General features: G+C 65.3%; 24 protein-coding genes. 7 read left to right on the top strand and 17 right to left on the bottom strand.

The features are described 5' to 3' along the window. Positions 1-33 precede the first annotated feature (33 nt). From pdeM to MMG94_RS16530, 4 genes are read right to left on the bottom strand one after another with little or no spacing between them, the layout of a single operon-like run. On the bottom strand, positions 34-708 hold the full coding sequence (gene pdeM / locus MMG94_RS16545) for a ligase-associated DNA damage response endonuclease PdeM (protein WP_016920594.1): 675 nt from the start codon (positions 706-708) through the stop codon (positions 34-36). After that, positions 705-3,170 carry a ligase-associated DNA damage response DEXH box helicase gene (locus MMG94_RS16540; RefSeq protein ID WP_016920595.1) on the bottom strand — a complete coding sequence of 822 codons (2,466 nt, stop codon included), beginning with the start codon at positions 3,168-3,170 and terminating at the stop codon, positions 705-707. The genes pdeM and MMG94_RS16540 overlap by 4 nt, the downstream gene beginning before the upstream one ends. Next, the gene (locus tag MMG94_RS16535; protein WP_016920596.1) at positions 3,163-4,887 is read right to left on the bottom strand and encodes an ATP-dependent DNA ligase; all 1,725 of its coding nucleotides are present in this window, start codon (positions 4,885-4,887) and stop codon (positions 3,163-3,165) included. The genes MMG94_RS16540 and MMG94_RS16535 overlap by 8 nt, the downstream gene beginning before the upstream one ends. Continuing rightward, positions 4,884-5,903: a ligase-associated DNA damage response exonuclease gene (locus MMG94_RS16530; RefSeq protein ID WP_016920597.1), complete on the bottom strand. Its 1,020-nt coding sequence runs from the start codon at positions 5,901-5,903 to the stop codon at positions 4,884-4,886. The genes MMG94_RS16535 and MMG94_RS16530 overlap by 4 nt, the downstream gene beginning before the upstream one ends. A 172-nt stretch (positions 5,904-6,075) precedes the next feature. Here MMG94_RS16530 and MMG94_RS16525 point away from each other — a divergent pair, with 172 nt between their 5' ends. From MMG94_RS16525 to MMG94_RS16510, 4 genes are all read left to right on the top strand, one after another. Beyond that, positions 6,076-6,552 carry a hypothetical protein gene (locus MMG94_RS16525; RefSeq protein WP_016920598.1) on the top strand — a complete coding sequence of 159 codons (477 nt, stop codon included), beginning with the start codon at positions 6,076-6,078 and terminating at the stop codon, positions 6,550-6,552. Between the two features lie 98 nt (positions 6,553-6,650). Continuing rightward, the gene (locus MMG94_RS16520; protein WP_020372455.1) at positions 6,651-7,367 is read left to right on the top strand and encodes an ABC transporter ATP-binding protein; all 717 of its coding nucleotides are present in this window, start codon (positions 6,651-6,653) and stop codon (positions 7,365-7,367) included. Beyond that, complete coding sequence (locus tag MMG94_RS16515; protein ID WP_016920600.1) at positions 7,364-9,829, top strand: ABC transporter permease; 2,466 nt, start codon at positions 7,364-7,366, stop codon at positions 9,827-9,829. Before MMG94_RS16520 ends, MMG94_RS16515 begins: the two co-directional genes overlap by 4 nt. 10 nt (positions 9,830-9,839) lie before the next feature. Further along, positions 9,840-10,856, top strand: a complete 1,017-nt coding sequence (locus MMG94_RS16510) for a lipocalin-like domain-containing protein (protein ID WP_016920601.1) — start codon at positions 9,840-9,842, stop codon at positions 10,854-10,856. Positions 10,857-10,910: 54 nt separating this feature from the next. On the opposite strand, the gene MMG94_RS16505 is transcribed toward MMG94_RS16510, so the two are convergent. The 6 genes from MMG94_RS16505 to MMG94_RS16480 all read right to left on the bottom strand — a co-directional run bounded on the left by MMG94_RS16505 (position 10,911) and on the right by MMG94_RS16480 (position 16,752). Next, positions 10,911-12,206, bottom strand: coding sequence for a glycosyltransferase family 4 protein (locus MMG94_RS16505; RefSeq protein ID WP_016920602.1), 1,296 nt, complete (start codon positions 12,204-12,206; stop codon positions 10,911-10,913). After that, complete coding sequence (locus MMG94_RS16500; protein ID WP_154419655.1) at positions 12,197-12,529, bottom strand: hypothetical protein; 333 nt, start codon at positions 12,527-12,529, stop codon at positions 12,197-12,199. The genes MMG94_RS16505 and MMG94_RS16500 overlap by 10 nt, the downstream gene beginning before the upstream one ends. Continuing rightward, positions 12,487-13,494 (bottom strand): hopanoid-associated sugar epimerase, encoded by a 1,008-nt coding sequence (hpnA, locus tag MMG94_RS16495; protein ID WP_016920604.1) that lies wholly within the window; start codon positions 13,492-13,494, stop codon positions 12,487-12,489. The genes MMG94_RS16500 and hpnA overlap by 43 nt, the downstream gene beginning before the upstream one ends. A gap of 180 nt (positions 13,495-13,674) precedes the next feature. Further along, complete coding sequence (locus MMG94_RS16490) at positions 13,675-14,355, bottom strand: CDP-alcohol phosphatidyltransferase family protein (RefSeq protein WP_244415402.1); 681 nt, start codon at positions 14,353-14,355, stop codon at positions 13,675-13,677. Between the two features lie 274 nt (positions 14,356-14,629). Further along, positions 14,630-15,772 carry a polysaccharide biosynthesis/export family protein gene (locus MMG94_RS16485; RefSeq protein ID WP_244415404.1) on the bottom strand — a complete coding sequence of 381 codons (1,143 nt, stop codon included), beginning with the start codon at positions 15,770-15,772 and terminating at the stop codon, positions 14,630-14,632. Positions 15,773-16,068: 296 nt separating this feature from the next. Beyond that, the gene (locus MMG94_RS16480) at positions 16,069-16,752 is read right to left on the bottom strand and encodes a CDP-alcohol phosphatidyltransferase family protein (protein WP_016920607.1); all 684 of its coding nucleotides are present in this window, start codon (positions 16,750-16,752) and stop codon (positions 16,069-16,071) included. A gap of 234 nt (positions 16,753-16,986) precedes the next feature. On the opposite strand from MMG94_RS16480, the gene MMG94_RS16475 reads away from it, so the two are divergent. Together MMG94_RS16475 and MMG94_RS16470 are read left to right on the top strand one after the other, a co-directional pair. Further along, positions 16,987-17,421, top strand: coding sequence for a hypothetical protein (locus tag MMG94_RS16475; protein WP_016920608.1), 435 nt, complete (start codon positions 16,987-16,989; stop codon positions 17,419-17,421). A 60-nt stretch (positions 17,422-17,481) separates the two neighbouring features. After that, positions 17,482-18,228, top strand: a complete 747-nt coding sequence (locus MMG94_RS16470; protein WP_016920609.1) for an enoyl-CoA hydratase-related protein — start codon at positions 17,482-17,484, stop codon at positions 18,226-18,228. Between the two features lie 5 nt (positions 18,229-18,233). Here MMG94_RS16470 and MMG94_RS16465 read toward each other — a convergent pair whose 3' ends face one another. Next, complete coding sequence (locus MMG94_RS16465; RefSeq protein WP_016920610.1) at positions 18,234-18,719, bottom strand: hypothetical protein; 486 nt, start codon at positions 18,717-18,719, stop codon at positions 18,234-18,236. A 165-nt stretch (positions 18,720-18,884) separates the two neighbouring features. Between MMG94_RS16465 and MMG94_RS16460 the strand changes: the two genes are divergently transcribed. Next, on the top strand, positions 18,885-19,589 hold the full coding sequence (locus tag MMG94_RS16460; RefSeq protein ID WP_016920611.1) for an SOS response-associated peptidase: 705 nt from the start codon (positions 18,885-18,887) through the stop codon (positions 19,587-19,589). 27 nt (positions 19,590-19,616) lie between these two features. On the opposite strand, the gene MMG94_RS16455 is transcribed toward MMG94_RS16460, so the two are convergent. The 6 genes from MMG94_RS16455 to MMG94_RS16430 all read right to left on the bottom strand — a co-directional run bounded on the left by MMG94_RS16455 (position 19,617) and on the right by MMG94_RS16430 (position 24,866). Beyond that, positions 19,617-20,219, bottom strand: coding sequence for a hypothetical protein (locus MMG94_RS16455; protein WP_016920612.1), 603 nt, complete (start codon positions 20,217-20,219; stop codon positions 19,617-19,619). Between the two features lie 107 nt (positions 20,220-20,326). Further along, positions 20,327-21,679, bottom strand: coding sequence for an FAD-binding oxidoreductase (locus tag MMG94_RS16450; RefSeq protein ID WP_016920613.1), 1,353 nt, complete (start codon positions 21,677-21,679; stop codon positions 20,327-20,329). Positions 21,680-21,787: 108 nt separating this feature from the next. After that, on the bottom strand, positions 21,788-21,916 hold the full coding sequence (locus tag MMG94_RS16445) for a hypothetical protein (RefSeq protein WP_270109870.1): 129 nt from the start codon (positions 21,914-21,916) through the stop codon (positions 21,788-21,790). 180 nt (positions 21,917-22,096) lie between these two features. After that, on the bottom strand, positions 22,097-23,359 hold the full coding sequence (locus MMG94_RS16440; RefSeq protein WP_016920615.1) for a class I SAM-dependent RNA methyltransferase: 1,263 nt from the start codon (positions 23,357-23,359) through the stop codon (positions 22,097-22,099). Then, the gene (locus MMG94_RS16435) at positions 23,356-24,084 is read right to left on the bottom strand and encodes a TlyA family RNA methyltransferase (protein WP_016920616.1); all 729 of its coding nucleotides are present in this window, start codon (positions 24,082-24,084) and stop codon (positions 23,356-23,358) included. Before MMG94_RS16435 ends, MMG94_RS16440 begins: the two co-directional genes overlap by 4 nt. After that, positions 24,084-24,866, bottom strand: coding sequence for an ABC transporter permease (locus MMG94_RS16430; RefSeq protein ID WP_081495674.1), 783 nt, complete (start codon positions 24,864-24,866; stop codon positions 24,084-24,086). Before MMG94_RS16430 ends, MMG94_RS16435 begins: the two co-directional genes overlap by 1 nt. Positions 24,867-24,868 lie beyond the last annotated feature (2 nt).

Below are 24,868 nucleotides of genomic sequence, written 5' to 3'. Positions count from 1 at the left end.
GCCTTCGCGCTGCGGCGCAAAATTTCAGGGTCGTCAGGCGCGTAAGGACGCGCCGACCGGGTAGAGACATTCCCCCGTCGTCACCACCACTTCGTCCCATGCGTTCGCATCGACGGGATGGCCGCCCGTAAATTCGCCGAAAGAGGGCAGGACCGCGCGTCGGCCGCCAAGGCAAAAGCAGGGAAGCCGCAGACTGTCGCGCCCCGGTCCAGAGAGACGCGCCACAGGATGGAGATGGCCGGAAAGAAGTAGTGGACCGCTCGCTTTTTCGTCGCCGCCCTCGATGTGGTGCCATCCCTCGACCGAGCCAAGCGCAAAAGGCTCATCCACGCTGACGAAGCCGCAATCGGCCGAAGCGTCGCCCGCATGCAGATCATGATTGCCGCGAATGACGACGCATTCCAAAAGCTCGCGCGACTCGCGCCAGTCACGCAATTGCGCAAGGAGCGCGGCCGTCCGGCCGGCGCGCGCATGAAAGAAATCGCCGAGCACGACAAGACGGCGCGCCGCGTGCTTGTCGATCAGCGCGCCAAGCCGCGCGAGGTTTTCCCGCGTCGTGCCGCGCGGCGCGGGCTGGCCGAGCGCGCGAAAGCTCGCGGCCTTGCCGAGATGCAGATCCGCGATCCAGAGCGTGCGCGTTTCGCCCTGCCACACGGCGCGGTCGGGAAGGAGCGTCAGCCCGCGATAATCATAGGCGCGCGCCGTCATGCGTCGGCGGCGGCGTTCAATTGCGCGAGCATGCGCTCGATGCGGGCGTTGAAGCTCTCATTGGAAAGGCTTTCGCGAAAACGCTCGGCGATGAGCGGGAAAGCGAGCGGCGAGCAGCGCTTCAATTGCATATGCGCCAGACGCCGCTTATTCATCCGCGTCAAGGCCGCATGCAAGCGCTTTACGTCCAATTCGTCCTCCAGCAATTCCCGCTCGGCCTGCTTCAGCAAGCCGTTTTCAGGATCATATTTCCGGAAGACGTCGTAGAAAAGGCTGGAGGAGGCCTGCAATTGACGGGCGCTCTTGCGCTCGCCCGGATAGAGGTTGACGACGAGGCCGGCGATTTGCGCGATGTCGCGGAAGCGGCGGCGAGCGAGTTCGGCGGCGTTGAGGCTCTCGATCACCTCGTCGCGAGTCGCGTCGAGACTGTGCGCCTCGATGAGGCGCGGCAAATCCGAAGCCCAGTCTCGCGGCGCGCCGCTCAGAAGCTCGAAGCCGTAATCGTTCACGGCGATCGAGAAAGTGCCGGGCGCCATCTGCGCCGCGCGCCAGGCGATGAGGCTTGCAAGGCCCAGATGCGCGTTGCGCCCGGCGAAAGGATAGAGAAAAAGATGCCATCCCTCGCGCGATTTCAGCGTCTCGGCGAGAAGCGTCCGCGGCGTCGGCAAAGCCGACCAGCGCTGCTGCAATTGCAGGAACGGCTTCGCGGCCTGCATTTCAAGCGAGGAGAAGTTGCCCTCCGCGGCGCGAGCGAGCGTCTCGACCATCTCATCGGCGAGCGTCGTCGAAAGCGGCATGCGCCCGCCCATCCAGCGCGGCGTCGCGCCGGAGCCGGCGCCCTTTTTCACGAAGGCCGTGAGATCGCGCACGTTCACAAGTTCGAGCAGCCGTCCCGCGAACCAGAATTTGTCGCCCGGCTTCATGCGTGCGACGAAACTTTCCTCGACGGTCCCGAGCTTCCGCCCGCGCGGGAAATATTGCACCATGACGCTCGCGTCGGAAACGATCGCGCCGATATTGAGGCGATGACGCAAAGCGAGCCGCTTGTCGGCGACGCGCCACACGCCGTCGGGCCCTGGCGTCACGCGTCGAAAGTCCGGATAAGCGCGCAAGGTCGGCCCGCCCTGACGCACGAAATCGAGGCACCAGCCCCAGCTCTCCCCGGAGAGATTTTCATAGGCGACGGTCTCGCGCACTTCCGCAAGAAGCGCGTCGGGCGTGAAGCCGCCGCCAAGGCCGATCGTGACGAGATGCTGCGCGAGCACGTCGAGCGGCGCGACGGGCGAGGCGCGGCTTTCGATGTGGCCCTTCCTTATCGCCGATTGAACCGCTGCGGATTCGACAAGCTCCAAGCTGTGGCTCGGCACGAGCGTCACGCGCGAGGCGCGGCCCGGCGCATGGCCGCTGCGTCCGGCGCGCTGCAGGAGGCGCGCGACGCCCTTCGGCGAACCGATCTGCAGCACGCGCTCGACGGGAAGAAAGTCGACGCCGAGATCGAGGCTCGACGTGCAGACGACGGCCTTCAGCGCGCCCTCTTTCAAGCCGCGCTCGACGGCGTCGCGCTCCTCCTGCGCGAGCGATCCGTGATGGATGGCGACGAGATCCGCCCAATCGGGGCGCAGACGTAAGAGGCGCTGCCGCCAGAGCTCCGCCTGCGAGCGGGTGTTGGTGAAGAGCAGCGTGCTGTTATGCGCGTCGATCTCCGCGATCGCCTGCTCCGCCATCTTGGCGCCGAGATGGCCGGCCCAGGGGAAGCGCTCGGGCGTCGCGGGGATGAGCGTGTCGATGGCGAGCTTCTTCTTCAGCCGCGCCTCGACGAGCGCGCCCTCGCCTCTCGGTCCGAGCAGAGCGCGCTTGGCGGCGTGAAGATCGCCGAGCGTCGCGGACATGCCCCAGGTGAGAAGCTCCGGCCGCCAGCGGCGCAGCCGCGCCAGGGCGAGCTGCGTCTGCACGCCGCGCTTGTTGCCGATAAGCTCGTGCCATTCGTCCACGACGACGCAGCGCAGATCGGCGAAGAAGTCGCGGGCGTTCTCGCGCGAGAGCAGTAAAGAGAGGCTCTCCGGCGTCGTGACGAGCAAAGTCGGCGGCTTGCGGCTTTGCGAGGCGCGCTGGCTCGACGAGGTGTCGCCCGTGCGCAGGCCGAGCGACCATTGCGGCGCGCTCTTTTCCCGCCCCTGCACGCCCGCGAGAGCTTCCGTCAAAGCGCGCGTCGTATCGGCGGCGAGCGCGCGCATCGGCGTCACCCACAAGACCATCAGCCCCCGCGGCGACTCGCTGCGCAAAGCCTGCCAGGCGCCGAGGGCGACGGCGAGCGTCTTGCCGGTCCCGGTCGTGGCGTGCAGCAGCCCGCTCTCGCCCGCCGCCATGCGGGCCCAGACGTCTTTCTGAAAATCGAAAGGCGTCCAGCCTTTTTCTCGGAACCACGCCGCGACGGCGCCGTCGATGGTCACGCGCTCAAGCATGGCGCGCCGGCAGAAGTTCGCGCAACGTCTGAAGCGTGTCGGCTTCCTCGACCGGCTTGTCGAGCCGCCAGCGCAGCATGCGCGGAAAGCGCACTGCGACGCCGCTCTTGTGCCGCTTGCTTTCGGCGATGCCTTCGAAACCCAATTCGAAGACGAGCGTCGGCCTGACGCTGCGCACGGGGCCGAAAGTCTCGACCGTGGTCTTGCGGATGATGGCGTCGACCTCCCGCATCTCTGCGTCGGTGAGGCCGGAATAGGCTTTGGCGAAGGGCACGAGAGCGCGCGCGCCTGCTTCCGGCGGATCGCTCCACACGGCGAATGTGTAATCGCTATAGACGCCCGAGCGTCGTCCATGGCCGCGCTGCGCATAGATGAGCACGGCGTCGACGCTCATCGGATCGAGCTTCCACTTCCACCAGACATTGTCGCGATCCGAGCCCTTGCGCCGTCCGACGCCATAGGCGCCGTTCCGCGCCTTCAGGATCATTCCCTCCACGCCGAGCGCGCGCGCCTCTTCGCGCTTGTCGTAAAGCGCCGTCCAATCGGGCGCCGTCAGCAAGGGGCTCAGCCGCAAGGGCAGCGTCACGCCGAAGTCCCGCGCGCGGGACGTCGCGTCTTCGACAAGCGCCTCCAAGGCCCGGCGACGCGCCGCCTGGGGGGCCTCGCGCAAATCGCGCCCCGTCGTCTCGAGCAGATCATAGGCGACGAACGCCACCGGAAGCTCGCGCAGCATCTTCGCGCTCACAACCTTGCGGCCCAATCTCTGCTGCAGCAGCGCGAAGGGTTGCAAGCCCGACAAATCCTGCGGCGACGCCCCCTCCCCTTGCATCACGACGAGTTCGCCGTCGAGCGCGACGCCGTCGGGCAGCCAGCGCTGCAGCTCCGCGAGATCTGGATAGGAGTCCGTCACCAGTTCCTCGCCGCGCGACCAAAGCTGCCACTGGCCGGCGCGCTGGACATATTGTGCGCGTACGCCGTCGAACTTCCATTCCACGATCCAGTCCGAGACGGGGCCGAGCGTGTCGGCCATCTCCATCGCCGGCCGCTGAAACGGATGGGCGAGGTAGAAGGGATAAGGCTGGCCCGCGTCGAGCGCTGCGTCGTCGTCATGCGCCGGGGCGGTAAGCGCCGCGAAATCCGTCGCCGTCGGAACGCGGCCCGCTTGCGTGAAGCCCATCATGCGCTGCGCCATGCGCTTGGCCTCGACGCCCGACGCCTGCGCCAAAGCTTGCGAGACCTGCAAGCGCGAAACGCCGACGCGCAATTCTCCGGTGATCATCTTGAAGAAGATCAAACGCTGCGGCTGCGGGAGCTGGCGCGTCCATTCGCAAAGACGCGCATATTTTTCCTCCTCCGGCGCCATGCGCAGAGGCAGAAGCCGCTCGCGCATCCATGCGTCGAGCGCGACTTCTTCGGTCTCGCCCCCAAGCGGCAGCAACAGCGCGAGCGTCTCTGCGAGATCGCCGACCGTCGAATAACATTCCTCGAACAGCCATTCCGGAAGCTGCGCTTCTTCGAGCGCCAGACGTTTCAGCAATTTCGTCGGCGCGAGCTGGCGCGGCTTGCCGCCCGCCAGAAAATAAACCGCCCACGCCGCGCTCGCATGCTGCGTGGGATCGTCCATCGCGGCGCCAAGATAGGCGCCGAGCGTCTCCTGTTTGCGCTTGATGGCGGTCGCCGCGTCGAGTTCGCGATAAAGATCGGCGAAGGCTTTCACGTCGCGCCCTCGCTTTCCGCCGCGCCGCTCTCTGCTTCCTCCTCCCCATATTCGGTATGCATGTCGCGCGCGTCGAGGCCGCGCTCGCGCAAATAGCGCGTCAGAGCGCCGACCGAGCCATGCGTGGCGTAAACGCGCTCGGCGCCGGTCGCGTGAATCGCCGCCAGCAGGCCTGGCCAATCGGCGTGGTCCGAGAGCGCGAAGCCGCGATCCACGCCGCGACGGCGCCGATTGCCGCGTATCTGCATCCAGCCGCTTGCGAAGGCGTCGGAATAATCGCCGAAGCGCCGCATCCATGGGCTCGCCTCGGCGGAGGGCGGCGCGATGATCAGCGCCCCGGCGAAGGCGTTCTTGCCCACCGCCTGCGAGACGGGCCTCGTCTCCGGCAACGCCACGCCCTGCATGCGATAGATCTCGTTCATCGGCTCGATCGCGCCATGGCAGTAGATCGGCCCGATCGACGCGTCGACATTTCCGAGGACGCGCTGCGCCTTGCCGAGGCCGTAAGCAAAGATGACGCTCGCCCTGCCCGCCTCGGCGTTGGCGCGCCACCAGGCGTCGACATCCGCCATCACCTCCGACTGCCTGCGCCAGCGATAGATCGGCAAGCCGAAAGTCGACTCGGTGATGAAGACGCCGCAGCGCACGGGTTCGAACGGCGCGCTGACATTGTCGGGCTCGATCTTGTAATCGCCGGAGGCGACCCAGACCTCGCCGCGACTTTCGACGCGCACCTGCGCCGAACCCAGGACATGGCCGGCCGGATGCAGCGAGAGGGTCACGCCGTTGATCTCGATCGGCGCGCCATAGTCGAGCGTCTCGATCGAAACGTCGCCGAGGCGCTTGCGCAGGATCGGCGCGCAGTCCCTCTGGCAGAGATAGGCGCGAGAGCCCCAGCGCGCATGATCCGAATGCCCATGCGTGATCACCGCGCGCGCGACGGGCCGCCAGGGGTCGATGTGGAAATCGCCTGCTGGGCAGTAGAGCCCCTCCGGCGACGCGACGATGAGTTCCATTGAGCGTTGCGCTTCGTTCGTGCGGCGAAGATGGGTTCTGCGCCGGGGAGCAGCAAGGCGCCGCCATAGCTACGCTGAGGCGATTCGATCAAGTTTTCACGGATTTCGCCAAATTGCTGGCGCCGGGTTTGCGACGTCCCAAAAGGAAACGCACGGATGGATTGCAACCGACATGGATATTTTCCGCGAAGCTGAGGGCGTCGACTTTGGGACCCTGCCGGGGCCGGTCGACACGCTGCTGCAACAGGGCGTGGTCGCTTACCGCAGCGACAGAGTGCGCGCCGACCGCCTCTTCCGTCAGGCGCTGGATCTCGCGCCGGAGGCGCTCGCGGCCTATTTCTGCCTCTATAAGATCCACACCTATATGGGAAATCTCGAGGTCGCGAAGGAAGCGGCGCTCGACGGCATGCGCGAGGCGGCGCGCCAGGCGGGCTGGGCGAGCGATCCCAAGCTTTGGCCGAGGGAGCAGTCTCACACCGACGGACCTGCGCGCTTCGCCCTGTTCACGCTGAAGGCCTTGAGCTTCATCGAATTGAAGCGCGGCGACCGCGCGGCCGTCGACTCCCTGCTCGACATTCTTTCCCGCGTCGATCCCGCGGGCAGCGTCGGCTGGCCGGTGATCGCGGCCCTGGCGGAAGGCGCCGCCTGACCCGCAATTGTCGGAAAAGCGACGGGCGAAGCGGGACGCTTTTGTCTATATGAGAGTGACGGCGCTGAGCCGCCATGTTCGCTCGAAAAGGCCCTCGCTTGAACGTTTCTTTGGTCCGCGCCGCAAAGGCGCATGCCGACACGCTCGCCTCCCCGCTGCTGCGCGTCGTCAATTTGCGCAAATCCTACGCCACCCCGCAGGGTCCGCAGCCCGTGCTGCGCGGCGTCGATCTTTCGCTTCGCGCGGGCGAAACGCTGGCGCTCATGGGCGAGTCCGGCAGCGGCAAGAGCACGCTGCTGCATCTCGTCGGGGCGCTGGATCATGCGGATGGCGGGCAAATCCTGCTCGACGGCGTCGATATCGCCGTCCTCTCCGAAAACGCCCGCGCGAGCATGCGGCGAGAGAAGATCGGCGTGGTCTTCCAGCAGTTCAATCTCGTCGCGAGCCTTACTGTCGCCGAGAATCTCGCCTTTCAGGCGCGGCTTGCCGGTCGCTACGATCCGGATTGGCAAATGCGCCTGACGCAGCGGCTGGGGCTCGAAAAGCTCGTCGCGCGCTATCCCGAGCAACTCTCCGGCGGGCAACAGCAACGCGTCGCGGTTGGGCGCGCGCTCGCCGTGCGGCCCAAGCTCCTGCTCGCCGACGAGCCGACCGGCAATCTGGACGAGATGGCGGGCGACGCGGTGATGGGGCTGACGCTGGAGCTCGTCGCCGAAACGGGCTGCGCCTTTCTCATGGCGACGCATAGCGCGCGCCTCGCGGCGCGGCTCGAACGGCGGGAAACGCTCGTCGCCGGGGCGCTGGCGCGGGCATGAGGCAGACGCTTTTCGCGCTCGCCGCTTTGTTGAGCCATTGGCGGCGGCATCCGGCCAATCTCGCCACGCTGATCATCGGGCTTTCCGTCGCGACGGCTCTGTGGAGCGGCGTGCAGGCGCTGAACGCGCAGGCGCGCAAGAGCTATGACAGCGCGGCCGCGGCGTTCACCGGCGGCGAGGCGCAGAATCTCGTCGCGGCGCGCGGCGGCCTTTTTCCGCAGACGCTCTTCGTCAGGCTGCGGCGCGCGGGCGTCAAGGTTTCGCCCGCGATCGAAGGCGCGGCGCGCATCGGCGAGAAGAATATCCGCCTCATCGGACTGGAGCCGCTGACGCTGCCGGCGGCGACGACGCTGGCGCCGCTGCGTGAAAGCGAGGAGGCGAAATACATTCTCACAGGCGAGGGCCGCAGCTTCGCCGCGCCGCAAACCCTGCGCGATTTGCATCTCGAAGCGGGCGCGCGCGCGAAAACCGAGCGCGGATATGTTCTGCCGCCGATCCATCCGCTCGAGGAGGCGCCGCCGGGCGCGATCGTCGTCGATATCGGCGTCGCGCAGAAGGCGCTCGACAGGAAAGAGCGCCTCTCGCGCCTGATCGTCTCGAGCGAGACGCCTATCGACCCGGCGAAACTTGTCGAGATTGCCGGCGACGCGTTGCGCATCGTCGAGCCGGACGAAGAGAGCGACCTCTCGCGCCTCACCGACAGCTTCCATCTCAATCTCACCGCCTTCGGCCTGCTCGCCTTCCTCGTCGGCTTCTTCATCGTCAACGCCTCGTTCGGCCTCGCTTTCGAACAGCGCCTGCCGACCGTCCGCACGCTGCGCGCGCTCGGCGTCTCGGCGCGCGCCTTATCCGCCGCGCTGTTCTGCGAACTCGTCGCCTTCACCGTCCTTGCCGGGGGCCTCGGCGTCATTGGCGGCTATTTCATTGCCGCCGCGCTATTGCCGGATGTCGCCGCAAGCCTTGAAGGACTTTATGGCGCTCAGCTTTCAGGAACGCTCGCGCTCGATTGGCGCTGGTGGCTTTCGGGCGTCGCCATGGCGGGCGCCGGCGCGCTGCTCGCGGCCGGAAGCGGATTGTTGAAGACGCTGCGCCTGCCGGTGCTTTCCGTCGCGCGGCCTATCGCCTGGCGCGAGGCCCATCAGCGCTATCTGCGCCGGCAGGCAATTTTCGCCGCGCTGTCGCTTCTCGGCGCCGCGCTCGCTTTTCGCGTCGCCGACGGACTCGTCATGGGCTTCATGGTCATTGCGCTGACGCTTCTCGGCGCCGCGCTCTTCCTGCCGCTCGCGCTGGAAGCGTTGTTGCGCGTCGGCGAGCGTCTCGCGCGGCGTCCGCTGGCGCGCTGGTTCTTCGCCGACGGACGCCAGGAGATCGCCGGCCTGTCGCTCGCGCTCATGGCGCTGCTGCTCGCGCTCGCCACCAATATCGGCGTCGGCGGCATGGTCGAGGGCTTTCGCCAAACCTTCGTCGGCTGGCTCGATGAGCGGCTGATCGCGGAAATATATTACGAGGCCGCGACGCCCGCAGACGCGCGCGAGATCGAAGAGTGGCTCGCGACGCGCTCCGAGGCGACGGCCGTCCTTCCCGTCTGGCGCGCCAGGACGAGGCTCGCAGATTGGCCCGTCGAGATCATCGGCATGGTTCCCCACGAAACCTATTCCGCGCATTTCACGCTGCTCGACGCGGCGCCCGACGTCTGGCGCGCTCTGCATGAGGAAAACGCCGTGCTGATCAGCGAGCAACTCGCGCGGCGTCTCAATGTCGGGCTCGGCGGGTCCCTCGACATTCCAACCTCACGTGATAATTGGCGCGCGAAAATCGTCGGGATTTTTCCCGATTATGGCAATCCGCGCGGTCAGCTTCGTCTCGATCATGCGCGGGTCGCGCGGTTGTTTCCGGACGTCCCCGGCGTGCATTACGCGCTGCGCGTTGCGGCCGGCGACGTTCCGCGTCTGATGGAAGACATGCAGACGCGCTTCGGGCCGAAGATTGCGCGTCTCATCGACAATGCTGAAATCAAGAAGATTTCCAAAGACATTTTCGAGCGCACCTTCACCGTCACGGCGGCGCTCAACACGCTGACGCTCATCGTCTCCGCCATCGCGCTCTTCGCCGGCCTGTTGACGCTAAGCAATCTGCGCATCGCCCATATCGCGCCGGTCTGGGCGATGGGCGTCACGCGCCGGCGCCTCGCAGGGCTGGAGCTGTTGCGCATATTGCTCTTTTCCGCGGGCGTAGCGCTCGTCGCGATTCCGCTCGGCCTTTTCATGACCTGGGGCCTCGTCGCCATCGTCAATGTCGTCGCCTTCGGCTGGCGCCTGCCCATGCATGTTTTTCCGGCGCATTGGGCGCAGGTCTTCGTCATTGCGCTCGTCACCGCGCTCTTTGCTTCTGTGGTTCCGGCGCTGCGGCTCGCGCGCAGCGCGCCGGCGGATTTGCTCAAGGTCTTCGCCAATGAAAGGTAAGGCTCTCGCAATGGCGCTGCTGATCCCGGCGCTCGCGCATGCGCAGGGCTTCGGCGGACTCGGCGCCGAAGCGCCCGGCTTCGACATGCCCAAACCGGGCGCGCCCATCGTCTTTCCGACAGATCATGGCGCGCATCCGAAGTTTCGCACCGAATGGTGGTATATCACCGCCAATCTCAAAGGCGCGGACGGCGCTTCCTATGGCGTGCAATGGACGCTGTTTCGCCATGGGTTGGAGGCCGGCGAAGGCGAGGGCTGGGACGACCGCAATATCTGGATGGCGCATGCGGCGGCGACGAGCGCGAGCGAGCATCTCTTCGCGCAGGACATTTCCCGCGGCGGCGTCGGACAGGCGAATGTCGAGGCCGCGCCGTTCAAGGCGTGGATCGACGATTGGCTTTTCGAAGCCTTGAATGCGGATTTCACGAAGGCCCGCGTCTTCGCGCGCGACCCGCGCTTCTCCTATTCCTTGACGCTGACGCGCACAGGACCTTTCGTCCTGCAAGGAGAAGGCGGCTTCAGCCGCAAGGCCGAAACGGGACAGGCCTCGCATTATTACAGCCAGCCATTCTTCGCCGTCGACGGCGCGGTGACGATGCATGGACGCGAGATCAAAGTGACGGGGCGCGCCTGGATGGATCGCGAATGGAGCAGCCAGCCGCTCGCGCCGGATCAGAAGGGGTGGGACTGGTTCTCGCTGCATCTCGCCAATGGCGAGAAGCTGATGCTCTTTCGCCTGCGCGGCGCGCGCGCTTACTATTCCGGCAATTGGATCGGCGCCGACGGCGCGACGCATCTTCTTGCGGGCGACGACATAGCGCTGGAGCCGCTAGCCGAAACGGCGATCGGCGAACACAGGACGCCGACGCGCTGGCGCGTGAAAGTGAAAAGCCGCGATCTCGACATCGAGACGACCCCGCTCAATCCGCAAAGCTGGAATGGCGGAACGTCGTCATATTGGGAAGGTCCGATTTCCTTTTCGGGGACATATAGCGGCGAGGGCTATCTGGAGATGACCGGCTATTGAAGCAGCCGCCTCGTCATTCCGGCCGCGCTCTACGCGCCCCGTGAGCGACGCGCGTTACAATCCCGCGAGAAACTGGTCGATGGTCTCGAAAAACTGCTGCGGCCTGTTCTCGATCCTGGCCGCCGCGATACGAGATAGCGCCGCGGCGCGGCGGCGCGAATTCGGCTCCGCGTAATCGCGTATCGCCCGCAGCCAGCCCAACCCGTCGATCGGGTCGAGATAATCCGGCGCATCGCCGCCAACTTCGCGAAAGACGTCGAGATCCGACGCGATGACGGGCGCGCCCGCGACCAGAGCCTCGGCGACGGGCAGGCCGAAGCCCTCGCCGAAGGACGGCATCAGCAAGGCGCGCGCGCCCGCCATCAATCGGCGCAGGCCGGGCGTCGAGAGCCCCGCCGCTTCTATGACATTGGCGGCGAGCGTCGGGCATCGCGCCATCATGTCCACGACGTTTTCGTTGAGCCAGCCGCGCTTGCCGATGATGACGAGCTTCGGCGCCTCGCCGCGCGCGCCCAGCGCCCGCCAGACATTCAGAAGAAGCAGGTGATTTTTTCGCGGTTCGATCGTGCCGCAAACGACGAAATAGTCGACCCCGGCGAGTTCCGGCGGCGCGGGCGTTTGCGTTTCGAAAACGGGCGACACCGGCAGGCGCGCGACGCAGACGGGAATGTCGGCGCGGCCATTCTCGGCGGCGAAGGCCTTGAAGCGCGCCTCGACCACGCGCGCGCTGACGACGACGCCGGCGGCCCTATGGGCGATGTTGCGGTTGCGGCGCGGATGCAGCGTGGCCTCGATCGGCCGGAAGAATTGCGGCTGATCGACGGGCAACAGATCATAGACGAAAGCCACGGGCTTCACGTCGGGCCGCGCATCCAGCCAGCGCACATACCAAGGACGGTCCAGCAGGAATTGCGTGCCGTTGAAATAGATCGCGCCCTCGGGGATTTCGCTGAGCGGTCGGCCGAGATGAAACGCCCAGTCACGCAGAGCCCGCCAATTGCGCTCGATGCGCGCGAAACCGGGCTTGCGCGCGAGCTGCGCCGATTCCCGATTCGCGCCCTCTGCTTTCAACGCGGCGACGACCGCCTGATAGACCGCGTCCCGCCCAATGTCGGCGTCCTCGCGCCAGAAGGATTCGATTTCGTCGATCGCCGCCAGCGCTTCGTCGGTCTTCGCCAAACGCGGGCCAAGCGCGGTGCAGGACAAGGGGATGGCGCCGCGGCTCAGAAAATGACGGGCGAGCGCGAAGTCGATGCGGTCGATGCCGTTGGGCGAGGTGTTCAGGCCGCGCGTCACCAGCCGCGTGACGTCGTAAACCACGGGCGGCGGCGCTCCGTGGGTCATCGGCATTTGAGCGCGCCCGTATAGCATTTCCATGCTTCCAGCGCGTCATTGGCCTCGCGGACGGCCCGTTCGCTCTCCTTCTCGAGGCAGCTTCGATATTTGAAGACCGTCTTGATGAAGGCCTGGACGTCCCGCTCGCAATCGCCCGGCGGCTCGGCCGCGTCGATACAATCGGGCCGGTGCGGCGGCGCGCAATAATTGAAGCCTGTCGGCGCGTCGCCGGCCCAGGAGGGAGAGGCGAGCAGCAACGACAGAAGCAGAGGCGCCGCCCCTGGCGTCAGGCGGCTTATTTTCGCGTCCGGCTCTTTAGGGGAGCGTTGCGGAACCAATCTACAGCGTCCTGAATGGCGAGCCGCGCCGGCCTGGTTTCATATCCGAGTTCGCGCCGCGCCTTCCGATCGTCGAAATACATGCGCGTCCTGGACATCTTCAAGCTATCGCAATGCAAAAAAGGTTCATAGCCGATCAGACGCGCGCCCCACTCATTGGCGTAGGCCAAGGGCATGAGCGGCCCTGCCGGCAATTTGAATCGGGGCGCGGGACGCCCGGTGAGGCGGGAAATTTCCGTCAGCAGATCATACAAAGTCAAGTTTTCGCCGCCGAGAATATAGCGCTCTCCCACAGAACCCCGCTCGATGGCGGCGAGATGACCGGCGGCGACGTCGTCGACATGGACGACATTCAGCCCCGTCTCGACATAGGCCGGCATCGCGCCGCGAATGGCTTCGGAGACGATCCGGCCCGTGGGCGTCGGTTTGACGTCGCCGGGACCCAATGGCGCCGAGGGGCAGACGATGATGGCGGGCAGCCCCTCTTTCTCGATCATCGTTTCGACAAGCCGCTCCGCGACGATCTTGCTCTGCTTATAGGCGCCGACCGCCTTCTCGGCGGGAAGACGGTTCTCCTCGGTGCAAAGGGCGCCATTCGCGCCGCCGAGCGTCGCGACGCTGGACGTATGGACGACGCGCTCGACGCCCGCGCGCATGGCCTCCTTCATGACGATCTCGGCGCCCTGGACGTTCACGCGGAAAACCATTTTGGGATCGCGCGCCCAAAGACGGTAATCGGCGGCGAGATGAAAGACCCAACGCACGCCCTTCATCGCCGCGCGAACGCTCTCTTCGTCGGTTATGTCGCCGAAGACAGTCTCGCACGCGCATGGAATGTTTGTGGTGGGGCTTCCGGGACGAATCAGGGTGCGGACCTGGTGGCCTTCGGACAGCATCAGCCGCGCGACGGCGCCGCCGATGAAACCGCTCGCGCCGGTAATCAGGACAGATGACTTGCTTTTCATGACTCGCTGGCGCCGGAAACCGGAAAAATGCGGCAGGGCGCTTTAGATACAGCACAACCCACGCTTTTGGCTGTTGTAACTTCTATCGTGGGACGTTGCGAGCGTAGCCTTGCGGGGGTGGTCGATAAAATATGGATTCCCGCTGAAATTTTGCCTGATAGCCTTAAGGAAAACAAATCTTTATTGCGCAATCTGCTCCGCCAGATCGGTCGTGGGGAGCTCGAACAAAGCGTCCTGACGACCAGCGCGCTCCGCGGCTCTGGCCTTTTTTCTCAGCGCGATTCGCTCTTCGCGCTGGAGACGGGTCAGATCGTTGCGGACGATCCACACGAACCCAAAGAAGGTGCAGGCGGAAAGGACGCCGATGACGACGTCGAGACCGAGGAAGGAGAAGATTCGGCCCGTCGCGATAGCGGGGCCCACCCAAGCGGCGAAGAGGGCCCAGGAAGCGACCAGAATACGGAATTCGGTGGCGCCCATGCCGCCATAGGAAAGGCGGTGAACGCTCTCGGTGACGACGCGCAAATAGGTGTAGGAGCTCATCAGAAGATAGAGCGACAGCACGAGCAGCGCCGACGGAATCGTGAAGAAGGGCGAGAAGCCGAGCCCGACGACGATCAGGGTTTGAGCGATCAGGTCCGCCGAGTGATCGATGAAATAACCGTAATGCGCCCGCTCGATCTTGCGGTAACGGGCGAGCGTCCCATCTAGAGAATCGCCGATCCAGTTGAGAAAGAGGCCGAAGACGACGGCGAGGAGGAACCAGTTCGACCACCAGCAGCAGATGAAACCGGAGGCGGTGAAAAGAGCGCCTGCGAGGCCGAGCGAGGTGAGATGATCGGGCGTAACGGCGGGAGGCACGCGCCTGACGAGCCATGCGAGAGCCGCGCGCTCTGAAAGCGCTAGCACACTATCATTAATTCTGACGTTGGCCACGACGCCCTCCTGGAACAACGCTTCGAAATTCAATCCGTGCGAAACCGCCGGTCAGCGACTCAAAAACACGGTGCTTTGAGGCGCGATGCGTAACGATAGCTTATGATCGAGACGCTCTATTGTCTCTCTCGCCATCCCCACGGTCAAGGATTTTATCCTAGACCGGATAATCTTTTTTGCCTTGCAGCATGATCGGGCGTCAGTGCCCGATACGCGACACCGCAAATCCTTGGACCGCAGGCTGCGCCACCATTTGCACGAGCTGCACCACCTTGCCGATTTCCGCGAGCGGCGCGTTCGAGACATAGATTATGTCCTTGTCTCGGATAGCGAAACGCCGCGCTGCGAAAAGCGCTGAGGGGTCCTTCATGTTCAAATGGTAGGCAACCGGTATCTGCTGATACTGCACGAGACTCGGCGACACGTTCGGGAACTCCCGAACGAGAGACGTCGGCTCGTATCGCAGCACGAAAAGACCGTTCGGATCCGCGCGCATGTCGTTGAGGCCCCCGGATTTGCCGATGGCTTCCTCGAGCGTGATGCCGCGCGCGTCGAAGGGGATGACCGCATTGGCGCCGGTCGCGCCGGCGACCGTGAAGGTCTGCGGCCGGCTCTCGACGGTGAGAATGTCGCCCGCCCGGACGAAGATGTTTTCGCTCGGATTGGTCAGGAGCGCCTGCAGGGGGGCCCGCGCCGTCCGATTGCCGCGCGTGATGCTGATGAAGGTTTCATGCACCGGGGAGCGGTAACCGCCGGCCCCGGCGATGACGTCGAGAATGCGGTCGCCGCGCAGGGTCAGCGGCACGCGGGCGCCATTGGCGACCTCGCCGGTGACGGTGACCGTATTGCTGACATTGCTGGCGACATTGACCAGCGCCTGCGGCTCGATCGCCTTGCCGCGCAGCCGCTCGATAATCGCCGCCTCGACCTGCTGCTGGGTGCGGCCGGCGACCTGGACGCGCCCGGCATAGGGCACCGTGATCGATCCGTCGCGCCCGACCGTCTGCACGGGGATGAGGGAGGAGCGCGACCCCGGATTGAGATTATTGGCGTCGCTCGACGAGAAAAGACCACCCGCCGCCGCCTCCCAAACGGTCACCTGGACCGCGTCGCCGACCCCGATGACCGGCGAGGCCGAAGGCCGATAGTCGCCGAAAAAGCCGCGCAACGTCGGCGGCGCGCGCCGCGCGAGAATATCGAGCGAGCGCGCGTTGATTTCGACCCAGGCGAAAGGCTCCTCGCCTTCGCCTGGGGGCGAATAAACGCTTTGGACCATCTCGTCGCGCGACGGGCCGCTCGCCGGCGTCAAACCGCAGCCGGCCAGCGCGCTTACGGCCGACACTATGGCTAAACCTTTAGCAAGATTGGGGAACGAAGGTTTCAAAGCCGCTCCAAAACGCCGCAGGACACCCAGAACATAGGAACTCAGACGTAACAGACGGCGATCAGATGATCCAACGAGTTGGCGCGATGGAAGAACCTGGACCCGCACAATTACACCCCGATGTGGCCGTTATGTCACAGCTAATTGTTAAGGTTTATTAACGCCTAGCCTAATTCCGAAATGACGGTTGCCTGAAGGTTAACGCGTTGATTTCGCTTAAAACCGGCGAAGGTTGCGCCCGTATTGCGGCAAAATTATTCCTCCGGCCCGGACGCCGCCGTAATCTTCCTGCTGTCGAGAAAAAGCTTCGCGATCAGGCCCGCCATGGTGAGGCCCGCCAAGGACATGATGGCCACATCGATGGCCGGAAGGCGGTCGCCCAGGCTCTCGGGCACGCCGAGAAGAATGGCGGCGAAGGGCCAGAGCATCAGCAGGATTCTGAATTCCGTCACGCCGATGCCGATATAGGCCATCTGCTCCACATGCCGGGTCGCCGCCCGGATATAGGCGTAGGCGGAAAACAGCAGATAGCAGACAAGGACGATCGTCGCGGACCGCAGCGTGAGGAAGGGAGAAAAGCCGTAAGCGAGCAGCACGGCCAGTTGCGAAAAAATTTCGCAGAGGTGATGGGCCATGCCGTCGGCCGCCGCCTCGTGCCCCCGGCTGCGCGCGAGCGGCAAATCGAGGGAAAGGCCATACCAGTTCACGGCGATGGCGGGCGGAATGATCCATATCGCCGCCGGCCAGCTATGCGCCGCAATCAACGCCGCCGCGGCGACGATCGCGCCCAGCGCGCCGAGGCCGGACAGTTGCGCCGGCTCGATATGGTCGGGCGCGCGAAGGATGAGCCGCTGGATCAGGCGCTGCTCCTGCGCGCGCAGGAAACTCTGCGTGCGCTGCGCCGGATCGCCGAAGAACCAAGAAGTGAACCCGCTCATTCTCCGCCGCCGTGATCGCCCAAAGACCGCCGCCTGACGGCGCCACGCTACCCGCTTTACCGCGGCAATGAAAGCGGATGGTCTGGCGTAATATTCCAAATCACTAAAATATTTCAACTTTTTTGTTGTACCGGGACTATTCGCCGCCTCGTCCGATCTCCGGTAAACGACCGTTAACCGTCGGATCGTAGAAAGTTTCAGTGAATTGTTGAGTTTTCGGTAAGGGGCGCCGTCGTGCGGAAATTTCTTATTTCTCCGGATTTTCAAACCAAGCAGAGCCGGGACGCCGCCGCCGCGGCGGCGGCCGGAAAACCCTCGGATCTCGTTTTTCTCGCGCGCGCCCGCGCTTTCCAGGCCAGACGGAGCAAGCGGGTTTTCGGCGCTTTGGCCCTGCTGGCGGCCCCGGTTCTGGCGGTGCAGGCGCATCGCGGCGCCGGCCAGCTCCCGGCGGCTCTCGCCCCGGCCGAGATTCCCGTCGCCGGCCTGACGCGCCCCGCCGCCAGCCTGCCCCATATCGTGACTCAGCGCGGCCCGGCGCAGGCGAAGATCGCCCCGGAGGGCATCGACTTCACGGCGACGAGCGCCACCGAGCCGGACGAGTCCGGGGCCTCGAAACGCTTATCGCCAAAGCCGCCTGTGAGGAGGAAGAAACAGCCGGCCCCTAAATGAGGGAATGCGCTGGACCCCAGGGGGTTGCATCATGCCGGCTGACGGCGCGAGGAGACGGCTATGTCCGAGAAAGTGTTGATCTCCCGTGAAAACGGCGTTTTGCGACTCCTTTTCAATCGGCCGGAGAAAAAGAACGCGTTCGATCGCGACGCCTATCGCGGCATGATCGAGGCGCTACTCTCGGCGCGGGACGACGACTCGGTGCGTGCGGTCGTCTTCGCCGGCGCTGGCGCCGACTTTTCCGCCGGCAATGATCTTGCTGATTTCCAGGATTTTTTCGGCCGTCTCGAGGAATTTCCCGCGCTGACGTTCGTGCGCACGGTCGCGGCGTTCGAAAAGCCGATGGTCGCGGCTGTCGCCGGAGACGCAGTGGGCGTCGGCGCGACCATGCTTTTTCATTGCGACCTCGTCTACGCCAGTCCCGACGCCCGGCTGCGCATGCCCTTCATAGATCTCGGCCTCGTGCCGGAGGCCGGCGCGAGCCTTCTTGTCCCGCAACGTCTCGGCATGGCGCGAGCGTCGCAATTTCTCCTGCTCGGGGAAGCTTTTAGCGGCGAAGAGGCGCAGGCCTACGGGCTCGTCAACGCGCTCGCGCCGGCCGAAGCGGTCTTGCCGATGGCGATGGACGCCGCGCAAAGGCTCGCGGCGAAGCCTGCCGCCGCTTTGTCGGCGTCCCGGCGCCTGTTGCGCGGCGATCCAAAGGAGATTCTCGCCCGGATCGACGCGGAGGCGGCGCTTTTTGCGCAGGCCCTGTCGTCGCCCGCCACGCGCGAACGGCTCGCCGCCTTCTTCGCGCGCGCCAGATAAGCGCGTCAGCCGTCTATATTCGAGTAGTTCACCAGCCGCGAGGCGCGGATCAGGATGATGCGCATCTTCTCGCCCGCGCGGGCGCAGGTCGCCGCGACCCGCTCCATATCCTGCGGCGCGCCGTCGCGGAATTGCCGGCGGACGGAAGCGACGCTCGCCAGCGCGATAACGTCGAGTTCGGCGACGAACGTCTCGAATCGGCGGCGAAAGGACGGGCTGAGCTGCTCATAGGCGGCGAGCGCGGAATGCCGGCCGGGCAGCGCAGATTTACGGAAATATTCCTGGTAGCTGACCGGCCGCCAGGCGCAGAGGTCCTCCAGCAGCTCCGGCATCTGCGGAATTTGCTCGAGCATCATGACGAGTTCATTGAAAAGATTTAGATAATCATTTGCCAGACCCGAAACGGGATTGACGAGGGTTTTAGACTGCAACTCCTCGACGGCCTTCTGGCGACTCTCGCTCGGCTCTATAAGTTGCACATCGGATGTCATTGAGGGTCTCGCCCATGCACTCAAAATGAGCTTGAACGGAATCCGATAACAAACCATTGCCGCGAGCAGGGCGGTAAGCTTCTCGTTTCGGGCGCCCTGGCGCCGGGGGCGCGATTTTTAACCCTGGAGCGGAATTTAACCCTGGAGCGGAAAAGGAAGAGACGAATGTGCGGACGTTACTCGCTGACTTCGGCGCCCGACGTCATTCGCAAGCTTTTCGACTATCCCGAAGCGCCGAATTTTCCGCCACGCTACAATATCGCGCCGACCCAGCCCATCCCGATCGTCGTCGCCGCGCGCGGCGCCCGCGGGCCGAGGCGGTTCATGCTGGCGCGTTGGGGGTTCCTTCCCGGCTTCGTGAAGGACACGCGCGACTTTCCCCTGATCATCAATGCAAGATCCGAAACGGTCCTGGAAAAGGCGAGTTTCCGAAACGCCATGAAGCGGCGGCGCTGCCTCGTGCCCGCCGACGCCTATTATGAATGGCTGACGCTCGGCGGCGCGGGACGCAAGATCGAGAAAAGGCCCCATCTGTTCCGCCGCGCCGACCGCGCCCCGATGGGCTTCGCCGGCCTGTGGGAGACCTATGCCGGGGCGGACGGCTCCGAGATCGACACGGCCTGCATCCTGACGACCGGGGCCAACGCCGCGACAGTCGCGGTGCATGACCGGATGCCTGCGATCGTCGAGCCCGAATTTTTCGCCGAATGGCTCGATTGCGACGACGTCAACGACGCCGAAGCTGCGAGGCTGCTGAAACCCGCGGGCGAAAAAACGCTGGAATTCTTCGAGATCAGCCCCCTCGTGAACAAAGTGGCGAGCGACGGCCCGCAATTGCAGGAGCCGCTCGCGCCGACGCTTTTTTCCTGACCGCCGGACAATGAAGGCGCGACGCGCCTATCGCGGCTCGCGCGCGCGCAAAGGCTTGTCGGCGTCAAACGCCAGATCCTCGCATTCCTTCAGCCCGGCGCGCATGAGTCGGAAGGCTTTGTCGTCCGAACCGAACGGGTTCTTGACGGTATCGTGCCGCTGGTCGATCGGCCCCGGCGCCCAGAGATCCGCGCCGCCGCGTATGGCGATGACGATGGCGTCTTTGCCGTCGAGCGTGAGATGCGCGCCCTTGTCCCCGGGTCCCGCGCAATAGGCGCCGCGTATGCGCGAGTCTTTCCGGCCGCCGCATTCCGCGACCTGGGTCAGGGTCTCCGGGCGGTCCTTGAGCCTGAAGGCCAGGCTGACCTGATAGGCGTAGGAGCCGGGCGCGGAAGGTGGGAAAGCCTCGTTATAATAGGCTTTCACCAGCATCTTCATATAAGCGACCTTCTGCTCCGGATGCGCGGCGAGATGCGCGTCGTCATATTGGCGACTGAAACAGGCGAAGGATTTTTCGCGTCTGTCGAGGCCGCCCACGAGACGCTCCAGAAACGGATTGCCCGACCCCGCGGCGACGGCCGGAGCGGTGAGAGCGACAGTCGCGCCAGCCAGCAACAATCTGCGAAACATCGCCACACCTATTGCAAAGGACCGACGAAACGGGCGGCTTACCCGGCTTATGCGCAGGATGAACGTCAGCGCCCCGCTCGACTGTGCGCGCACGCACGATAAGCGAGCTATAGCAGCTTGCCGGGATTGAGCACGCCCTTCGGGTCGAGCGTCGTCTTCAAGGCGCGCATCACGTCGAGCGCGGTTTGATCCTTCACGCGAGGAAGGAGATCGCGCTTCAACTGGCCGACGCCATGCTCCGCCGAAATTGAACCGCCATAGTCATGCACGAGCCCGTGAACGATTTCGTTCATCTCGTCCCAGCGCGCGAGGAAGGCCGTCTTGTCTCCACCGATGGGCTGCGAGACGTTGTAGTGCAGATTGCCGTCGCCCATATGGCCGAAAGGCACGGGCCGCGCATTGGGAAAACGCGCCGCGATCCGCGCGCCCGCCTCGGCGATGAAGGCCGGAATACGTTCGATCGGCACGGAAATGTCGTGTTTGATCGAGCCGCCTTCGCGCTTTTGCGCCTCCGACAGATTTTCGCGCAGACGCCAGAGGCTCTCGGCCTGATCCAGCGAATGGGCCATGGCGGCGTCGCGCGCGAAGCCGCCGTCGATCGCCTGCGAAAGCGTCGCGCTCGCGACGCGTTCAGCCTCTCCTTCCGCAAAGCCGGCGATTTCGACAAGCGCATACCAGGGATGAACCGCGCCGAGTGGATCGCGCGCGCCGGGGATATGACGCAGCACGAGTTCGAGCCCGATGCGCGGCATGAGCTCGAAGGCCTGAAGCCCCGGCCCCGCATGGTCCTTTACGAAATTGAGCAGCGCCAGGGCCTGCGCGGGATCGCGCAGACCGAGCAACGCCACGGCGCGCGAACGCGGCCGCGGAAAAAGCTTCAATGTCGCGGCGGTGATGATTCCGAGCGTTCCCTCCGAACCGACGAAAAGCTGGGTGAGATTGTAGCCCGTATTGTCCTTGCGCAACTTGCCGAGCGTCGAGAGGAGCCGGCCGTCGGCCAGCGCGACTTCCACGCCCAGCGCCAGATCGCGCGCCGCCCCATAGGCGAGAACGTGCACGCCGCCGGCATTGGTCGCGAGATTGCCGCCAATGGTGCAACTGCCTTCGGATGCGAGCGACAGCGGGAAATAACGGTCGACCGATTGCGCGATCTCCTGCGCCCGGAGGAGCGTCACGCCCGCCTCCAGAGTCATCGCGTCGGAGGACGGATCGACCTCGCGAACGCGATCCAATCGCTGCAGGGAAAGGACGATCTGGCGGCCGCTCGAATCGGGCGTCTGCCCGCCGACGAGGCCGGTATTGCCGCCTTGCGGGACGACCGGGATCGAGCGTTCGCTGCAGAACGCCAGGACGCTGGCGACTTCGCGCGCGCCTTTGGGTCTGACGACGCACATTGCGCGGCCGCGATAAAGGTCGCGCGGTTCGGACAGATACGCGTCCATGGCCGCCGCGTCGGTCATCACGGCGGAAGGTCCGACGATCGCCTTCAGGCGATCGCAGAGATCGGGCGCGTCAAGCCAAGCGCTCTGAGACAGAGAAAGCGCCCTCTTTCGATAAGCCCTCTGGCCTCAGTAGCCGCTGCGGCGGCGGTGGGCGCGGGCGTCCTTCCTGCGGGCGTAGACGTAAGCGCGCGCGGCAGAAGGCGCGCTTGCGAGGACGACACTGCACAATGCTGCGGCGATCAGCGCATTCATCATGACCATCTCCTTCCAGTTTCGGAAATCATTGATTTCCGCCTACACCGGACCATCGAGCAAATCCTATGCCTGATTTTTTTGTTCGGCAACCGGCTTTGCTGTTTGGTCCTGTCAAATCAAACCGTTTCCCCTCCATTGAGACATTCTCGTCACAGGAACGTTACCTAAAAATTAAGGGATTCACCCTAGAAGACCCCGTTTTGGCCGTTTACGCCCATCTCCGCGAGAAAAAACCGCGACAATTTCCACATGGGGCGAGTGACGGAACTGGTCGACGGGGACGACGCGGGACGTCTTAAACCCGCCAGTGAGTAAAAATGCGGCGTCCCGCGCGAAACTTTGTGCACTGCAAGATACCGCGATCGCGGTCCTGACCGTCGACTGAGCGATTTCCTTCGCTTGAGCCATGGCGCCCGCGCGCGGCGGGTCGAAAACCACCGCGTCGAAAGGATTGAGCTCCGCCGCCGAAAGCGGACGGGAGAAGAGATCGCGCGCCTCGCCGTCGAGCGGTTTGAGCCCGGAGGCGTTGCGCGCGCCGGCGAGCATCGCCTCCACCGCTTCCGAAGCGGAATCAAAGGCCGACACACGCGCGCGCTCGGCGAGACGCAGCGCGAAGGCGCCCGCGCCGCAGAAAAGATCGGCGACGCGCCGCGCGTCCTTCGCCGCCTCCAGCACGCGCTCGGCGATCGCCGCCTCGCCCGCTTCGGTCGCCTGAAGAAATCCGCCGGGCGGCAGCGGAACGCGCGCCGGGCCGATCTCCACGAAGGGCGCGCGGCGCAGCGTCACGAGACGCCCGTGATTGGAGAGCCGCGCGAGGTCATGCGCCTCGGCCGCCTTGATCAGGGCGCCCGTCTCGTGCGCTTCCAGCGGCCCCGGCCCGCGCAGATCGACATCCAGCCCGTCGAGGGTCGCGGTGAAAGAGAGATCGAGGGGCTTGCCGCGCCCCGCAAGAATTTGCGCGACGGCGCGCGCGGCCGGCAAGGCCCCCGCCAGTTCGGGCGCGAGCAAGGGACACGCTTCGATCTCGACGATCTCGTGCGAGCGCGCCGCCATGAAGCCGACGCGCGCCTGTCCCCTGTCCATGCGCGCATGGAAAGTGACGCGCCGGCGCCCGGCCCCATGCGCGTCGACGAGCGGCGCGACCTCGATGGCGAGGCCCGCGTTCCGCAAGGCGGCGACGACAAGGCCGCGCTTCCATTCGGCGTAGGCGGGCGGCGCGAGCGCCTGCACGGCGCAGCCGCCGCAATGGGCGTAATGCGGGCAGATCGGGGCGACCCGCTCGGGCGAGCGCTCGACGATCTCGATGAGCCGCGCCTGATCGCCCGCGACCTCCGCCGTCACCGTCTCGCCCGGCAGCGCATAGGGAATGAAGACGCGTCTGTCGCCGTCTCGCGCAACGCCCTCGCCGCGCGCGCCCAGGCGTTCAATGGTCAATCGCTTCATGGCCGCGCCGCATGGATGAGGAATTCACGATTGCCGTCGCCGCCTTCGATGGGCGAGGCGACGACGCCCTTTACGCGCCAGCCGAGCGCTTCGAGGTCGCGGCGCGCCTTGTCGCAGGCGCCGGCGTGAATCCTTTCGTCGCGCACGACGCCTTTCTTCGCCGCCCCGCGGCCCGCTTCGAATTGCGGCTTGATGAGCGCGACGATTTCGGCTTGCGGTCCGGCGAGCGCGACGACGTTCGGCAGCAGCGCCGAAAGCGAGATGAAGCTTGCGTCCATCACGATCAGCGCCGGCGCTTCGGCGAGCTGCGCTCGCGTCAATGTGCGGGCGTCCTGTCCCTCCATCGACGTCACCCGCGCGTCGCCGCGCAATTTCTCGTGCAATTGATCATGGCCCACATCGACCGCAACGACATGACGCGCGCCGCGCGAGAGCAGCACGTCAGTGAAGCCGCCCGTGGAGGAGCCGATATCGAGACAGAAGCGATCGGCCGGATCGACGCCAAACGCATCCAAGGCGTGCGCGAGCTTGACGCCGCCGCGCGACACCCAGGGGTAAGGCGCGCAAGCGACGATCTGCGCGCCTTCGGCGATCGGAGTCGAAGGCTTCGTCACGACGCGCCCGTCGACCGTCACGAGGCCCGCTTCGATCGCCTCGCGCGCCTTGGCGCGGCTCTCGAAAAAGCCCCATTCGCACAGCGCCGCGTCGGCGCGCTTGCCCGCCATCACTCGCCCGTCTGCAACAGCGTGCCGGCGCGCCGCGCGCTTTGCAGCAATTGTCCGAATGCGACGCAGGCGGCGGCGAAGAGAAAGACGTCGATGGCGAAGCCCTGCGCCAGCAGGTCCCAGCGAATGACGTGATCGATCAGCGCGGCGCGCAGCCCTTCGAACACATAGGTCGGAGGCAGCGACCAGGAGATGGGCTGAAGCCAATGCGGCAGGGTCGAGACCGGGTAATAGACCGCGCCGAGCGGCTGCACGACGAACATGATCGACCAGACGAGATTTTCGGCGCCCAGCCCCAGCCGCAGCAGCAGCCCGGAGACAAAGAGCCCGATGCTCCAGGCGAAGAACATCAGCACGGCGAAGAAAGCGCCGAAGGCGACGCCGAGCGCCCAGAGATTGAAGCCGAAGAAGAGGATGGCGAAAAGCGTCACCGGCAGAACGCCGAGGGCCAGGCGGATCAGGCTCATCAGGATGAGCGAAACGACGAACTCCGCCGGCCGCAGCGGACTCATGAGAATGTTCGGCAGATTGCGCGACCACATCTCCTCGATGAAGGAGAAGGAGAAGCCCTGCTGGCCGCGCAGCAGAATGTCCCATAAGAGGATCGCGCCGATGAGCGTGCCCGCCGCCTGCCCCGCGCCGCCCGGCGCCTGCAGCGCGCCCGCCTGCACGAGATAGGTCTGCAGAAAGCCCCAGGTGAGCATCTGCACGAGCGGCCAATAGATGATGTCGAGAATGCGGGTATACGTCGCGCGCAGCAGATAGCTGTAGCGCAGAAGCATGG

Source organism: Methylocystis parvus OBBP, assembly GCF_027571405.1.
GTDB lineage: Bacteria > Pseudomonadota > Alphaproteobacteria > Rhizobiales > Beijerinckiaceae > Methylocystis > Methylocystis parva.
Note: the sequence above shows the minus strand (reverse complement) of the source record. Positions and strands in the feature narration are given on the sequence as shown.